This window comes from Sphingobacterium griseoflavum, from assembly GCF_014653155.1.
GTDB classification, from domain to species: domain Bacteria; phylum Bacteroidota; class Bacteroidia; order Sphingobacteriales; family Sphingobacteriaceae; genus Sphingobacterium; species Sphingobacterium griseoflavum.
Genome location: NZ_BNAF01000003.1, coordinates 367713 through 382569, shown reverse-complemented (window position 1 = coordinate 382569; position 14857 = coordinate 367713). Strand labels below are relative to the sequence as shown.

At 45.0% G+C, this 14857-nt stretch carries 13 protein-coding genes; 7 read left to right on the top strand and 6 right to left on the bottom strand.

Going from position 1 to position 14857, the window contains the following annotated elements:
* Positions 1-718: 718 nt before the first annotated feature.
* From IE165_RS05825 to IE165_RS05815, 3 genes are all read left to right on the top strand, one after another.
* On the top strand, positions 719-1081 hold the full coding sequence (locus tag IE165_RS05825) for a BlaI/MecI/CopY family transcriptional regulator (protein WP_189625652.1): 363 nt from the start codon (positions 719-721) through the stop codon (positions 1079-1081).
* 3 nt (positions 1082-1084) lie between these two features.
* The gene (locus IE165_RS05820) at positions 1085-2878 is read left to right on the top strand and encodes a M56 family metallopeptidase (protein ID WP_189625651.1); all 1794 of its coding nucleotides are present in this window, start codon (positions 1085-1087) and stop codon (positions 2876-2878) included.
* Positions 2879-3019: 141 nt separating this feature from the next.
* Entirely contained in the window at positions 3020-3622 is a 603-nt protein-coding gene (locus tag IE165_RS05815) for a trimeric intracellular cation channel family protein (RefSeq protein ID WP_189625650.1), read from the top strand.
* A 29-nt stretch (positions 3623-3651) separates the two neighbouring features.
* On the opposite strand, the gene def is transcribed toward IE165_RS05815, so the two are convergent.
* On the bottom strand, positions 3652-4239 hold the full coding sequence (gene def / locus IE165_RS05810) for a peptide deformylase (RefSeq protein ID WP_189625649.1): 588 nt from the start codon (positions 4237-4239) through the stop codon (positions 3652-3654).
* 76 nt (positions 4240-4315) lie between these two features.
* On the opposite strand from def, the gene IE165_RS05805 reads away from it, so the two are divergent.
* From IE165_RS05805 to miaA, 3 genes are read left to right on the top strand one after another with little or no spacing between them, the layout of a single operon-like run.
* Positions 4316-5092 (top strand): hypothetical protein, encoded by a 777-nt coding sequence (locus IE165_RS05805; RefSeq protein ID WP_189625648.1) that lies wholly within the window; start codon positions 4316-4318, stop codon positions 5090-5092.
* 58 nt (positions 5093-5150) lie between these two features.
* Complete coding sequence (locus tag IE165_RS05800) at positions 5151-6323, top strand: Gfo/Idh/MocA family protein (RefSeq protein WP_189625647.1); 1173 nt, start codon at positions 5151-5153, stop codon at positions 6321-6323.
* Positions 6320-7291, top strand: a complete 972-nt coding sequence (gene miaA, locus IE165_RS05795) for a tRNA (adenosine(37)-N6)-dimethylallyltransferase MiaA (protein WP_229826367.1) — start codon at positions 6320-6322, stop codon at positions 7289-7291. The genes IE165_RS05800 and miaA overlap by 4 nt, the downstream gene beginning before the upstream one ends.
* Before the next feature lie 54 nt (positions 7292-7345).
* Here the strand turns inward: miaA and IE165_RS05790 are convergent, their stop codons facing one another.
* The 5 genes from IE165_RS05790 to IE165_RS05770 all read right to left on the bottom strand — a co-directional run bounded on the left by IE165_RS05790 (position 7346) and on the right by IE165_RS05770 (position 11343).
* Positions 7346-8899, bottom strand: a complete 1554-nt coding sequence (locus IE165_RS05790; RefSeq protein ID WP_189625646.1) for an Rne/Rng family ribonuclease — start codon at positions 8897-8899, stop codon at positions 7346-7348.
* Positions 8900-9184: 285 nt separating this feature from the next.
* Positions 9185-10018 carry a tetratricopeptide repeat protein gene (locus tag IE165_RS05785; RefSeq protein ID WP_189625645.1) on the bottom strand — a complete coding sequence of 278 codons (834 nt, stop codon included), beginning with the start codon at positions 10016-10018 and terminating at the stop codon, positions 9185-9187.
* A gap of 6 nt (positions 10019-10024) precedes the next feature.
* Positions 10025-10309 (bottom strand): HU family DNA-binding protein, encoded by a 285-nt coding sequence (locus IE165_RS05780; RefSeq protein ID WP_133639823.1) that lies wholly within the window; start codon positions 10307-10309, stop codon positions 10025-10027.
* A 398-nt stretch (positions 10310-10707) separates the two neighbouring features.
* Entirely contained in the window at positions 10708-11169 is a 462-nt protein-coding gene (locus tag IE165_RS05775) for a hypothetical protein (protein ID WP_189625644.1), read from the bottom strand.
* A 3-nt stretch (positions 11170-11172) separates the two neighbouring features.
* Complete coding sequence (locus IE165_RS05770; RefSeq protein ID WP_189625643.1) at positions 11173-11343, bottom strand: hypothetical protein; 171 nt, start codon at positions 11341-11343, stop codon at positions 11173-11175.
* Between the two features lie 205 nt (positions 11344-11548).
* Between IE165_RS05770 and IE165_RS05765 the strand changes: the two genes are divergently transcribed.
* The gene (locus IE165_RS05765) at positions 11549-14704 is read left to right on the top strand and encodes a S41 family peptidase (RefSeq protein ID WP_189625642.1); all 3156 of its coding nucleotides are present in this window, start codon (positions 11549-11551) and stop codon (positions 14702-14704) included.
* The last annotated feature ends 153 nt before the right edge of the window (positions 14705-14857 follow it).

The window sequence follows — 14857 nt, the reverse complement described above, 5'->3', positions numbered from 1 at the left end:
CGCTAGCGTTCATCCTGAGCCAGGATCAAACTCTCCATTGTAAAAATGAATTGTTCGATACCGGGCTATTTATCAATAAATAACCGGAACCGTTTTTTTTGTCTCTTACGTTCCGTGATTGACAGGTTGACTTTATTGTTATTGTATAACTTTCGTCTCCCGACTACTCGTTACGCTACATGATCATCTTTCTTAAAGAACTTTTCTCGCCGCCGCGTCGCGCTTTGGCCTTTATATATCGTGGCATCGCTGCCCGAACTATCTCTTTTGTTCCCCTCCTTCTCGTTGGGACTGCAAAGGTAGAAGATTTTTCCGGTCCCGCAAAATAAAATTGAACTTTTTTTTCTGCCCCTGTGGGGCCCGAAACCGTGGAACCGACCCGTTAAAGGCCTTTTCCGTCTTCTGTTTTTCGCTTTTCAACCGTCCCTCCCTTGCGGAGTGGTGCAAAGATAGAAACTTTGGCATATATCCTGCAAATTATTCCAGCTTATTCATTCGCCATAGTCCGCAACAAGCTGGTGTAGTGAAGGATAATTTTAGAAAATGGACTTATGGTTATACGTCATCATTAGAATAGCATGTCATATACACCAAAAGCTATGCACACCGTAACCACATGACGGAGAGCTAAACTCTAGTAAATTAAAAAAATAAAAAATTTTTTGGAAAATACGAAAGACTTCGTACATTTGATCTACGAACTAATTCGTAGATCAGAATGAAGCCGACAGATAGTGAAATGGAAATATTGCAGATCCTTTGGGAAAAAGGGGAGAGCAGCGTTCGCAACGTACATGAACAACTCGATAAAAAAGACATCGGTTACACCACAACCCTCAAGCTTATGCAGATTATGTTTGATAAAGGGATGGTAAGCCGAGACAGCTCCTCGAAAACACATTTGTACAAAGCGCTCTTAAGCAAAGAGCAAACACAGCATCAATTTTTGGATAAAATGATCGATGCTGTGTACAATGGATCTACGGCTCGTTTGGTTATGCAGGCTTTGGGTAATCAGCGAGCAAGCAAAGAGGAAATTGATCTCATAAAAGAATACTTAAATAACCTTGAAAACTCATAAGCTATGAACGCTATATTTCAAAACATCACACATGCGCTCGGTTGGAGCATCGTGCACTCTTTATGGCAAGGCGTACTTATCTATTGCTTACTATGCCTCGCTTATGTTGGGTTTCCAAAGTTGAGTGCCAAAAACAAGTACATCATCGCCCTATGCGCACAGGCAACTATTTTCTTTTGCTTTGTTGCCACATTCGTACATTATTTGGATTTTTCAAACACCGATTTATCATCAACAGCGATAGACATCAGGTCCGATCAATTTCTGTACAGCAAAGGGTCTTCACCAATTTTGGATATTTTAGAACCGCTATTCCCTTGGTTTGCCTCCCTATACGTCGTAGGCTTACTGATACAAATGATTTTGTTCACGAACAGTTTTTCTAAATTGCATTATTTGAAGACTAGGGGCCTCCAAGATACGCCAAGCCTGTGGCAAGAATCGTTTCAGCGTATCAGCGAAACGCTAGTATCTGGTAAAAATGTTCGGTTTTTTCTTTCCGAAAAGGTGTCGGTACCCTTGACGCTAGGTCATGTAAAACCCATCATCCTTTTCCCCATAGCACTGGTCGCCAAGCTTGATCTAAAACAGGTTGAATCTATTTTGATTCACGAACTGGCTCATATCAAGCGTCATGATTACCTATTTAACCTTTTCAAGGTTCTTATGGAAACCGTATTATTTTATAATCCTTTCATATGGCTTTTATCCAAACACATAGAAGCTGAACGCGAACATGCCTGTGACGATATGGTTATAAAATGGGTGCCATCCCCAATCGCCTATGCGCAAGCATTGATGTCTGTGGAGGTAAATAGCCATCACATCTCGCCGGCCTACGCCATGGCGGCCACTGGCAAAAACCACCATCTCCTACACCGCATAAAAAGAATAACCAAAATGGAAAAGAACTATATCCATGTTAAGCAACATCTCATTGCTTTGCTACTCAGCTCAGTAGCCTTAATTACGATCGCCTGGATTGCACCACAAAACAAGGAGGAACAGCAGGAGCAAGCACTTGCACTCATCGACATCGAGAAAGTCGAAGACTTGCGCCTGCTGCCAATCGCAGATCCTATAGAAAAAAAACTTACCAACCTGATTTGCGATACGACAGAAACAAATCCTATCGTCCTCGCGCCGCTCGATACCATTCCGCCGCTACCAAAGTTAGCACCAGTCGATCCCATGACGCCAATAGCAGGGCAACAAGAAGCAGGTGCGCTCCAGCAACGAATGCAAACGCCTGAGTGGAAAGAACATCTTGCTAAGATTGAAGTTAATGCAAAACGCATCGAAGCCTACTATAATTCCCCGGCATGGAAAGAACATATAGCCAAAATAGAGAAGAACGCAAAAAATATAGAGGAACATTATAATTCGCCAGTATGGAAAGAACATATAGCAAAAATAGAGGCTAATGCCAAACGTGTGGAGGAGTTCTATAACTCACCCAACTGGAAAGAGCATATCGCCAAGGTGGAGGAAAATGCCAAAAGGGTAGAAGTGTACTACAACTCGCCTGAATGGAAAGAACATATAGCGAAGATCGAAAAAAATGCAAGGAAAATAGAGGACTACTATAATTCTCCCGAATGGAAAGAGAAGATAGCCAAAATAGAGGAAAGCGCGCGTAAAGTAGAAGAATACTATAACTCGCCGGAGTGGAAAGAGAAAATCAGCCAAATAGAAGAAAATGCCAAGCGGCTAACCGAGTATTATAACTCGCCTGAATGGAAAGAAAAATCCAAACAACTTGTCGCGCCACAGCACGACACGAAGAGCGATCGATAAGCAAGAAACTCCATCCCATTTTTTGGAACCTACGAACAAGAGCAAGCATACAGCTTCTCTTGTTTGTTTTTTTAAGCAGGCAAACTTTCCCTCAATCCATTAATTTTTTACGTATTATTGTTCGAGAAGCAATATACGCCAATGAACATTATCTACTCCATTGACTTATTAGGCACCATGGTTTTCGCGATATCGGGTGCCATGGCAGCAAACCGCAAACATATCGACATCTTCGGTGCAGCTTTTACGGGCTTCGTTACCGCCATCGGTGGGGGCTCGCTGCGGGATGTCTTCTTAAATCTACGCCCCATGTGGGTAGATGATGGCAATTATCTTATCGCCATACTCATTGGCGTGAGCATATCGATCTTGGCCAACAAACAATTGGATAAACTAGCGCGAACCCTCACTTTTTTCGATGCTATTGGCATTGGCTTCTTTTGTATCGTAGGCGTACAAAAATCGCTCTCTTTCGACGCTTCCGCCATAGCAGCCACTATTTTGGGAATGTTCTCTGCCGTCATGGGCGGCGTTATTCGAGATACCTTGATGAACGAAACACCGCTCATCTTTAGGAAGGAAATCTACGCAACAGCATGCCTATCGGGCGCTTTGCTGTATATCGTCCTTGGGATTCTCGGTGTAGACAGCACCATCAACGCTTTTTTGTCGGCAGCGATAATCTTCGTCATTCGGCTCCTTGCCGTAAAATTCAAACTTTCTCTACCGGTTATCGGCGGCTAGGGCACGTAAAGAAGAAAAGATAGCGGCGGCTATCTTTTCTTCTTTACGTGGGGAAAACGCATTTTATATCCCACCCGGACCATTCCTTTAGAGATAGCATCTAGCTTTCCTTTTAACATAGCTTTCTTCAGGGGGCCAAGCTTATCGATAAACAGTTTACCTTCGATATGATCATATTCGTGCTGCACAATGCGTGCCGCCAAGCCGGTTAACTGAACCTCATGTTCCTCGAAGTTTTCGTCCAAATAGTTAATCAATACGTTGGAGGGCCGCATCACCTCCTCGTTGATATCGGGAATACTTAAACAGCCTTCGCTAAACCCCCATTTTTCACCCGTTTCTTCCAAGATGATCGGATTGATCAGTACCTTTTTAAACCCTTTCAATGATGGATCGCCGTCGCCATCCTCATCATCTTCTGCAAACGGGGACGCATCGATTACGAATAAGCGGATCGGTAACCCCACCTGTGGAGCGGCCAATCCGACACCTCTCGCAGCATACATCGTTTCGAACATATCTGCAATCGTCTGCTTCAAATTGGGGTAATCCTCATCTATTTCCTCTGCCTTCTTACGCAGTACGGGATCGCCATACGCGACAATTGGTAACTTCATACATGTCAATTTCTCCGCAAAGGTATCAATAATAATTTATACACATTTAGATTCTGCTAACTTTGTGCCAAGTGCAATGATAGTAGAAAAACACAAAATCGAAAATTTTATACGAGCGTTGGAGCGGCTATTGGCCACGAATTTCCAGCGGAAAATCGATGCTGACATCATTATGCTGCATGCTCCTAAACATGAACTGTCTATCATACTCTACTTGCCGACAGCGATGGGCCGGCTGGCACAACAGTCGCCTCGCACAGTCCATATTGATTATGACCAAATCATCTCCGACAGCGATAAGCTCTGTGGGCGTTTGGCCGCGCTGTTTGGGAATGGGCAGGTCGTATACGCCCGAAAAACCGTAGTGGCCCGCATCGACAAACGCGTGAGCATCTCTTTTTTGGAGGAACACCATTTACAGGCTGCAATTCCAGGAAAATATCGTTATGGTCTATTCCACGAAGGTCAGCTGGTATCAATTGCTATTTTCAGCGGAGGAAGGCGCATGCGTGATCAACATGAAAAATACCGCTCCTTCGAATTGATCCGCTTCTGCCACAAAACGAATTTTCGCATCGTAGGAGGGCTATCCAAACTTCTTCAAGCTTTCATAAAAGATTTTCGCCCCGACGACATCATGACGTATGTTGATAGGGATTGGTCGCACGATTCCAATCTAGCGACCCTAGGGTTTAAAGAAGTGGGGACCGCAGGGCCGCAACGCTATGCAGTCGCCAACGGGATACGTCGGCCCGTGGAAAGCCACAGCAGCTCTGGCGAGCTACCAGTTGCTATTGCAGGATGCTATTATGTAGAGAATAGCGGAAGCACAAAGTTGCTCCTGCGATTATGAAAACCCGCTTTCGATATGTATATTTAGCCTAGAAAAACATTAAAACGAAGACAATCTTATGAAACGTAAATTACGTATGGGTATGGTTGGCGGAGGCAAGGACGCCTTTATAGGCGCTGTGCACCGTATCGCAGCCTTTATCGATGGAAAAATAGAACTGGTATGTGGCGCATTTAGCGTCGACCCTGAAGTTTCCAAACAATCGGGAGAAGACCTTTTTATCGCTCCAGATAGAGTGTACGCCAATTACGAAGAGATGATAACGAAGGAGGCTGCACTCCCAGATGGAGAGCGCATGGACTTCCTCACCATTGTAACACCAAATTTTTTACATTTCGGCCCTGCAAAGCTGGCATTGGAAAATGGATTTGACGTGGTTGTTGAAAAGCCGATGACCGTTACGTTAGAAGAAGCGAAAGAATTGCAAGCCATTGTTGAACGAACCGGACGCACACTATGCCTGACACATACCTACTCGGGTTATCCCATGGTAAAACAGGCAAAAGCCATGGTTAAAGATGGGCACTTTGGAAAAATCCGCAAAATTGTAGTCGAGTATCCCCAGGGTTGGCTGAGCCGCTTGACAGAACGAGAAGGAAACTCCGGTGCCGCTTGGCGGGCTGACCCTAAAAAATCAGGGCTCTCGCTCGTTATGGGCGATATTGGTACGCACGCGGCGCACCTAGCTGAATATATTACCGGGTTACGCATCACAGAACTATGTGCAGATCTAACGACCTTTGTCGAAGGGCGGCTATTGGACGACGACGGATCGGTGTTACTAAGGTTTGAAGATGGCGCAAAAGGGGTGCTGATGGCATCGCAGATTTCAGCTGGCGAGGAAAACGCAGTCCGTATACGCGTATATGGTGAAAAGGGCGGATTAGAGTGGGCCAACGAAGACCCTAACAATTTAATCATTAAAATGTTGGATCAACCTCGCCAAATTTATCGGACGGGAAATGCCTATGCTGCGCCGTTTACGCTAAGCTCCTTTGCAACACATAACACGCGTATTCCCGCTGGGCACCCAGAGGGCTTGCTCGAGTCTTTTGCTAACATATACCGAAACTTCGCCGCAACGGTCAGTGCTAAACGCGAGGGTAAAACCCCTACGCCGGAAGAACTGGATTTCCCTTCCGTACAAGACGGTGTGCGCGGAATGGCATTTGTCCAAAACGTCGTTGCGAGTAACGACAGTTCGGAGAAGTGGACTAAATTTATTTTGTGATCGGACCTTCAGCTCGGAAAAGAGATATCATTAAGGAGGGGAATGGAACCCCTCCTCCTTTTTTAACCATTATTTTAGGACCCACTGCCTCCGGAAAAACGTCTTTAGGTGTTTCTCTGGCAGAAAAGCTTTCGGGAGAGATCATCAGCATCGACTCCCGACAGGTCTATCGCGGGATGGATATCGGCACAGGCAAGGATCTCCATGCCTACCGAGATATACGCCACCACCTCATCGATATTCGCCACCCCCAGCAACGCTACGACATCGCGCAATTTCAAAATGATTTCCACGAAGCGTACAGCGATATTGTTTCACGGGGAAAAACACCCGTTGCCGTTGGCGGAACCGGAATGTATATACTCTCCCTTTTAATCCCTCAGCCGTACATCCAAACGCCCGTCAATCAGGCGCTACGCGACCAACTATCCACCTGCGACAAGCAAGCCTTGATTCGACGGTTGCAAGATTATGTCGTACCGAACGATTTCCATATAGACCAAAGTTCCCAAAAGCGTTTAATACGGGCCATCGAAATATTGGAAGCGTTAAAGCAGGGTTTTTTACCCGTTGAAGAACGACCAGCTTATATGCCCCGTGTTTTCGGTCTTAACCCCGAGCTTGATGTACGCCGCGCACGTATCAGCGATCGACTTCGCAAAAGACTGGATACAGGATTGATCGGGGAGGTGGAAAAGCTACTGCAAGGCGGTCTCAGCCACGCCGACCTGCAGTACTATGGCCTGGAATACAAATATGCATCCCTTTATCTTTTAGGAGAACTGGATAAGCCTGCTTTTCATAAAAAACTTGAAACCGAAATCCATCGTTATGCAAAACGACAAATGACTTTCTTTCGAAAAATGGAGAAAGAAGGCGTGGCAATCCACTGGTTGCGTACCAAAACGGAGGCAGCGCAGGTTTGCGAAATTTTGGAATCTCTGGAGCGAACGCCCATCCTACAATAGCGGTGGACATGAATCGAAAAAGGGCAGCCTTGTGCTACCCTTTCCCATGTCTTTTTATAACTTAATCTCTTCTTCTTTACTATTAAAGAACCGAAACTGCGTTAGATAATAAGATGATACGGTCTTTATTTTAATCCACTTGCCGTATTTAAAAAACCATTTGATCCTTTTGGAAAACAGCCCAGACGTAATGTAGGCGCCTATATAGGGGTGCACCGTCAGGGTGATCCCTTTTTCGTTCTGTTCCTGCAGGATAAAACTCAAATTGTTCTCTATGTCATCGAGCAATACAATGCTCGAGCGGATTTCGCCAGAACCTCCGCATGCCGGACATTTTTCGCTTGTCACGACACTCATCTCTGGCCTTACACGCTGTCTCGTTATCTGCACCAAGCCAAATTTGCTCGGTGGGAGGATCGTATGCTTTGCACGGTCGTTGGCCATGCATTCCTTCAGATAACTATACAGCTCTTTTCGATTGGTAGGCTTGTGCATATCGATGAAATCGATCACCACAATACCGCCCATATCGCGCAACCGCAATTGTCTTGCGATTTCCTTTGCAGCCTCTTTATTGACTAAAAGGGCGTTTTCTTCTTGATTTTCTTTGCTAGCAATACGGTTACCACTATTTACATCCACCACGTGGAGTGCTTCGGTGTGCTCGATCACGAGGTAAGCACCACCTTGGAGGTTTACCGTTTTGCCGAAAGAAGCCTTAATTTGGCGCTCCACGCCGAAATGATCGAAGATAGGTTCTTTATGCTTATATTGCTTTACTATCTTCTCCAGGTCGGGTGAAATTTCCTGTACGTACGATTTTACCTCATCATACAGCGCCAGATCATTCACATGAATGTGGGTGAACTCGTCCGTCAAAATATCCCGAAGAATAGTGGACGCTCTGTCCATCTCTCCAAGCACCTTGTGTGTGGGTTCAGCCGTTTTAAGGCGTTTGCTAAAAAGCTCCCATTTAGAGATTAAATCCAAAAGGTCTTTCTGTAATTCCTCAACACCTTTTCCCTCGGAAACCGTGCGAATGATCACGCCGAAATTTGCTGGCTTAATGCTCTCCACAATTTTCTTCAACCGTGTTCGCTCGGCATTCCCTTTAATTCTCTTGGAAATGGAAACTGTACTTGAAAATGGCACCAATACAACGAATCTACCTGCAATAGAAAGGTCAGAACTTAACCTGGGTCCTTTCGTTGAGATAGGCTCTTTGGCAATCTGTACTGGCAAAAGCACGTTCCGGGCCAAGATGTCCGAAATTTTTCCGGCTTTATCGATGTCCTTTTCAAGTTTCAAACTATTGAGCAGCCTCTCTTGATAGCTGCCATTCTTTACAATACGCGTCAGCTTGAGTAAAGACTGAACCTGAGGCCCTAAATCCAAATAATGTAAGAACGCATCTTTTTCGTAGCCTACATCTACGAATGCGGCATTCAATCCGGGCATGATCTTTTTGATCCTTCCGAGATAAATGTCGCCAACGGCAAAACTATTATCAGCCTTTTCTTTGTTCAGCTCGACCAGCTGTTTGTCCTGTAGTAAAGCAATAGTTACTCCTTTGTCAGGAGTGGAATCGATAATTAGTTCCTTTACCAACAGCTACTCTTTTACGACATGAATGCTACGATATGCATTCTGCCTGATGAAACATATAAACTCGTTAATGAAAAAATACAACCTACAGTCTTACCGAAGCGAAACCATAGATTGTACGACGTCTTATGCGGCTTCAGCCATAAAGACCAACAAGCTTATTTTTTCTTGTGTCTGTTTTTTCTTAAACGTTTTTTACGTTTGTGAGTAGCCATTTTGTGTCTTTTTCTTTTTTTTCCGCTTGGCATAGCTTTAATGTTTTTAAATGATTATAAATAAATATGTTAATTACTTACTTAGTTCCTCGACACGGCGTTCGATGAACTGCGATAAGGTTGGGTCTGCAGCCAGCTCCTTGCTTTTTTGAAAAGCAGCGATAGCTTCGTTCTTCAACCCAATATTTTCATAGCCCGTAGCCAAATAGAAATACGATTCGGCATCAGGTTTCAACTCGACAACGGTCTTGAAGCGCTCAATAGCCTTATCGAATTGACGGGATTGCAATGAAAACAGTCCCAATGTTCTGTTTGCTTGAATATTTTTTGCATCCTTAGCGATTACTTCCCTCAACAAAGCAATACCTGCCATTGGATTGTTGGTACCTGTCACCATTGCAGCGCCAAGTCCCGTTTTTGCATCCAAATTATTGCCATCCAACGCTGTAGCCTGTTCATACGACTGGATCGCCAACCGGTTGAGCTCAGTCGCCAGCGCCGTATCTTGCAAATTCGTATATGCTGCTCGGAAGGCATCGCCAGATTTCAACCAATACTCAAATTTAGGAGAAATTTTTGCCATTTCCTCATAAATAAATCCTTGAGGTGCATATTTGGCCAAATCGTCCCATTTTTCTGCAAGTTGTGCTAATAAAGCAAGCTTTTCTTCACCACGGGCTTCTGCTACTTTATTTTCCAACGACGTGATATCTTGCGCCAAACTTCCATTGATGGATTGCTTGGTCATATCGGAAACACGCTGAAATGTGTATGCAGAAGAAGCTTCCGTGTCGGTGGAAGCGTTCGCCCCCTTATTTTCTTCTACCAAACCTTTAATAGGGCGCGCAAGCAATGCACCCATTAGTGCTACAACGATTACGGTTACTATTATCTGTTTGGTATTCATCCTGTTTTACTTGTTTCCTTGTTTAACCTTTTCCACAAAAACTTTTGCCGGTTTGAAGCTGGGCACAAAGTGCGCAGGGATGATGATTGCTGTGTTTTTTGAAATGTTACGCGCTGTTTTCTCCGCCCTCTTTTTTACCACAAAGCTTCCAAAACCTCTAACGTACACATTCTCTCCACTAACCATCGCGTTTTTAACCACTTTAAAAAATGCTTCAACTGTTTCTTGAACATCTACCTTCTCTAAGCCCGTTTTGTTAGAGATCTCCGCAATAATTTCTGCTTTAGTCATATCTGTTTTTACTGTAATTATTTATTTTTCAACCCTTAACGCTGTAGCAGTTTGGGGATGCAAAAGTATCTTTTTTTTGTGATGTTTAAAAATTTATTTCTGTTTTTTTGACAAACATGATCATTGGGAAACTTTTATGTATCAGATATTTAAGCGATTTTGCCGATTTTAAAAGCAGCCTTCTTTCAGGCGCCTCCCTGTTATGCTATTAATTTTCAACATCTTAAACGGATCGCCTGCTCTTCTGTAGGAATGGCAGAAATAGAGGGCCGGCTGCGATGGAAGAAGACGGTATAATGTGTTTTTTCACCCAGCTCAATATACAGTCTAGTGATTACCCTGGAGATGCAAAGGCTGTTTACAAGCGTTGACTTTCCCGAACGGCAAGCGTGGAACAACTAATAGAGATGGAAATTAAGTGGAATATTTAAGCTAACGGAGCCATTAATGCCCTTTATCGGCTTGAAGTTATCTTTTGTTTGCATGGCAAAACCATAACCGATACCCAAGTCAATGATAGACAACAACCCGATTCCCAATTTTGGCGTAACCGTGTACGGGGTCACTTCCGCTTTCAAGAACGGAAAAACCAACCTATTGCTCAGGTAATAGGTGAGTCCCAACTCTGGGATAACAGTTGTTTGTTGACGCATCCAAGTAAAATTTGCGCCGGCGTCGATTTTCACATATTGTCGGTCGTTCGGTGCAAAAAGACCCCAACCAGAAGCCTTTAAAAAGTTTCCGCTTTGGTATTGCCAACCGATTGACGGACCCCATATCCATTTGTTACCCCTCTTATGCTGCCCAAAGCTAAAGCCTACCAATAAAAGGCTGCAAACCAGCAAAAATACTTTTTTCATATACTACGCTTTTCGATTCGAATTTAGCACTTTCTGCGCAAGCATCAAGCCAAAGTTTTCCATCCGTTGCTGACGCTGGCTGTCCAGGTCACCAAGGCAGGCCCGACCCCCTGTATGCTTCTGCCCAACGATATCGTACACAAATCGTTGCGGCAGGTAGAAGCGGCACTTCATGACGTTATTTACCGTATAGCCTATTCCCTACGGATAGGATTTTAAACAAGTCGCACGAACGATGTAAAAAATCCAATACCATGCGAGAATATATCCTTGACAATGATATATTTGCAAGGTGTCCATCATCGAAGACATGTTGTGTAAGACATGTGCATAACAATGATAGCAAAAAAATTGACCTTATTTTTTATTACCCTTCAGTATGATTAAAAAAAGCCTTCTTATCGGACTTTCTTTCGGCTTCTGCTCACTCGTTATGGCTCAAAAACAGCCTGCATTCCTTTCGTATCCAACGTTGAGCCCTGACGGCAGCGTGCTGGTGTTTAGTTACGAGGGAGATCTCTGGAAAGTAAGCAGCCAGGGTGGGGTAGCGCTTCGCCTAACGGCAATGGAGGGGAATGAGATCGCGCCCAGCATATCGCCCGATGGAAAATGGCTCGCATTTTCTTCCAACCAAAACGGGAATATGGATGTCTACAGCATGCCTTTGGAGGGAGGTGACATACAGCAACTTACCTACCATGAGGGCGCCGACGAAGTCGACAGCTGGAGCTGGGACAGTCAAACGATATATTTTACCTCTTCCCGCTACAACAGATTCTCCAGCTACAAAGTAGATCGAAATGGCGGAACCGCGCAACGTATCTTACCCCATTTTTTCAACTTTATCCATGGTATAGCCGAGATGCCCAGCGGCGAACTGTTGTTCAACGATTCTTGGGAAAGTTATACGTCGGCCAATAGGAAACGCTATAAAGGGGCCTTCAACCCTGACATCCGATCCTACGACCCAAGCAGCAATACATTTAAGCAGTATACGGATTACATGGGCAAGGATTTTTGGCCCAGCGTAGACCGCAAGGGAAACATTTATTTCGCTTCCGACGAAGGGAATGATGAATACAACCTGTACACGTTCAGCGCGGGCAAGAAAGTGGCTTTAACAACCTTCAGGGAATCCATCAAACGCCCAGTAGTTGCAGCAAATGGGGAGAAAGTAGTCTTTGAGAAAGATTATCAAATTTACCTTTATGACGTCAAGAGCAAGAAAACCGTCTCTCCAAACATACAGCTGGTCCGCAATAATATGCTGACAAAAGACAAAGAATTTGATGTGAGCAATACGATCAGTGCGTTTGATGTCGCCCCAGACGGCAAGAAACTGGCATTTATATCCCGCGGAGAGCTTTTTGTCAGTGATATTGAGGGTAAGTTTATTCGCAAAATGCCCAGCCAGGGCGAGCGCGCGATGGAAGTGAAGTGGCTCAAAGACAATAAAACTTTGCTATTCAGCCAGACCTTTCAAGGTTATCAAAACTGGTTTTGCCGGGCAGCCGATGGCTCTGGCGAGACCGCGCAGCTTACTGCCGACCTGCGTAACAACCGTGACATCGTCTTCAATGCCGATGCGACGCAGGCGGTCTACCTGAGCGGTAGGGACGAGGTTCGTTTGATGGACTTGGCATCCCGCAAAAGTAGGGTGATCGTGCAAGATGAAATTTGGGCCTTCCAAAATTCATCCCCCTCTTTTTCTCCCGATGGCGCTTACGTTCTATTTACGGCAATCCGTAATTTCGAACAGGATATTTTCGTCCACCACCTAGCGAGCGGACGCACGACAAACCTGACGAATACCGGCGTCACCGAAGCGAATCCATATTGGTCGCCAGACGGCAAATACATCTATTTTGCGAGCAATCGAACGAAACCTGCATACCCAACAGGCATGCAGTTCTCAAGCATATATAAACTCGCGCTCGAGCATACCGATGCTCCTTACCGCAGCAGCAAGTTTGATGAGCTATTTGACAACAAAACGACGGAGCAAAAGGACAGCGTAAGCAAAAAAGATGACAAAGTAAAGGTGGGCAGCAACACGGCCAATGCCACCAAAAAAGTCGTTGTAAGCATCGATATGGCGCATCTGTCGGATCGCATCAGCTTGGTGAGCCCTGCTTCTGGCACCCAGAATAATCCACGCGCTTTTCAAAAATCCGATAAGACCTATGTATTTTTCTCCTCCAATCATGAAGGCAAGAATGCCGTTTATCGTTCGATCAGTGAACCTTTTGAAGAAGACAAAACCGAAAAAGTGACCGACGGATTTCTCAACGACCTGCTGGAAGTAAACGGCAAGTACTATGCGTTAAGTAGCGGGTCAATACAAAAATATAATCTGGACGCCAACAAACTTGATAAGCTTACCATCAGTCACAAATTTACGAAAGACCTATCCGAAGAGTTTAAACAGATGTTTTACGAGACATGGGCCGGTATAGAGGAAAATTTTTACGACAGTAAATTTCACGGAATAGATTGGGCAGCAACAAAAAAGAAATACGCAAGTTATCTGGACGGGATCAACACCCGTGCCGATCTGCGCGTCCTGTTGAACGATATGTTAGGCGAACTCAATTCATCACACCTCGGGTTTAACTCCGTGGGATCCGAAGAGCGCAAGAGCTTCAACTTCGTGACCAATGAGCTTGGCATCGTTTACGAGCTGGAGCATCCGCTTCAGATCAGCCATATACTACCTAATGGCCCGGCCTCCCGAAAAGGGATCGACCTGCAGGCGGGTGATATCATTCTAGCCGTGAACGGACAGCAGATCGATGCAAAAAAAGACCGTGACGCCTTTTTCACCTGGCCATCCCTTGCGCCGGAGATACAGCTAGCCGTGTCGCGTGCAGGAAAGCAACACCTGGTCAATATCCGACCCCAGAGCAGTGCCGATTTCAAAGAGCTCCTTTATGACGATTGGATCAAGGGAAACCGCAACACGGTCAACAAACTAAGCAACAACAAAATAGCCTACTCCCATATGAAAAACATGGGCGGCGGCGAGCTACAAACCTTCCTGCTGGATATGGCCGAGCAGGAAAACAACAAGGAAGCCATTATCCTAGATCTTCGCTATAACACCGGCGGAAATGTACACGATGAAGTTTTGCGCTTTCTGCAGCAACGCCCTTACCTGCAGTGGCAATATCGCGGCGGAAAAAAAGCGCCACAAGGTAATTTCACGCCGGCAGGGAAACCCATTGTATTGCTCATCAACGAACAATCTTTAAGCGATGCCGAGATGACCGCAGCAGGGTTTAAAGCCCTAAAGCTTGGAAAAATCATCGGCACGGAAACCTACCGGTGGATTATTTTCACATCGGCAAAAGGGCTGGTGGATGGATCAATGTATCGTATCCCAGCATGGGGTTGCTATACATTGGACGGTGATGACCTGGAACTGACGGGCGTTGCGCCTGATATACTCGTCAAAAACTCGGTGCAGGATCGCGTGAACAACAAGGATCCGCAATTGGAAAAAGCCGTTGAAGAGCTCTTGAAAGAACTTCACTAAATTGATCCTACACAAAAGAGCTTTATGTTTTGATAGCTATACATGGCCTATTGAAACATAGAGCTATTTTTGCCAGGCCAGACTTCTTAACAAATACTTAAAACACAGCCGCTACTTAGTTCATATTGGAGGTATAGTTTTGTGCATCAAAAG

Bases quoted from the DNA above. Each gene is read 5' to 3' on its own strand.
- IE165_RS05825 (WP_189625652.1), top strand. From the start codon at position 719: ATGAAGCCGACAGATAGTGAAATGGAAATATTGCAGATCCTTTGGGAA.
- IE165_RS05820 (WP_189625651.1), top strand. From the start codon at position 1,085: ATGAACGCTATATTTCAAAACATCACACATGCGCTCGGTTGGAGCATC.
- IE165_RS05815 (WP_189625650.1), top strand. From the start codon at position 3,020: ATGAACATTATCTACTCCATTGACTTATTAGGCACCATGGTTTTCGCG.
- def (WP_189625649.1), bottom strand. From the start codon at position 4,239: ATGAAGTTACCAATTGTCGCGTATGGCGATCCCGTACTGCGTAAGAAG.
- IE165_RS05805 (WP_189625648.1), top strand. From the start codon at position 4,316: ATGATAGTAGAAAAACACAAAATCGAAAATTTTATACGAGCGTTGGAG.
- IE165_RS05800 (WP_189625647.1), top strand. From the start codon at position 5,151: ATGAAACGTAAATTACGTATGGGTATGGTTGGCGGAGGCAAGGACGCC.
- IE165_RS05785 (WP_189625645.1), bottom strand. From the start codon at position 10,018: ATGAATACCAAACAGATAATAGTAACCGTAATCGTTGTAGCACTAATG.
- IE165_RS05780 (WP_133639823.1), bottom strand. From the start codon at position 10,309: ATGACTAAAGCAGAAATTATTGCGGAGATCTCTAACAAAACGGGCTTA.
- IE165_RS05775 (WP_189625644.1), bottom strand. From the start codon at position 11,169: ATGAAAAAAGTATTTTTGCTGGTTTGCAGCCTTTTATTGGTAGGCTTT.
- IE165_RS05770 (WP_189625643.1), bottom strand. From the start codon at position 11,343: ATGAAGTGCCGCTTCTACCTGCCGCAACGATTTGTGTACGATATCGTT.
- IE165_RS05765 (WP_189625642.1), top strand. From the start codon at position 11,549: ATGATTAAAAAAAGCCTTCTTATCGGACTTTCTTTCGGCTTCTGCTCA.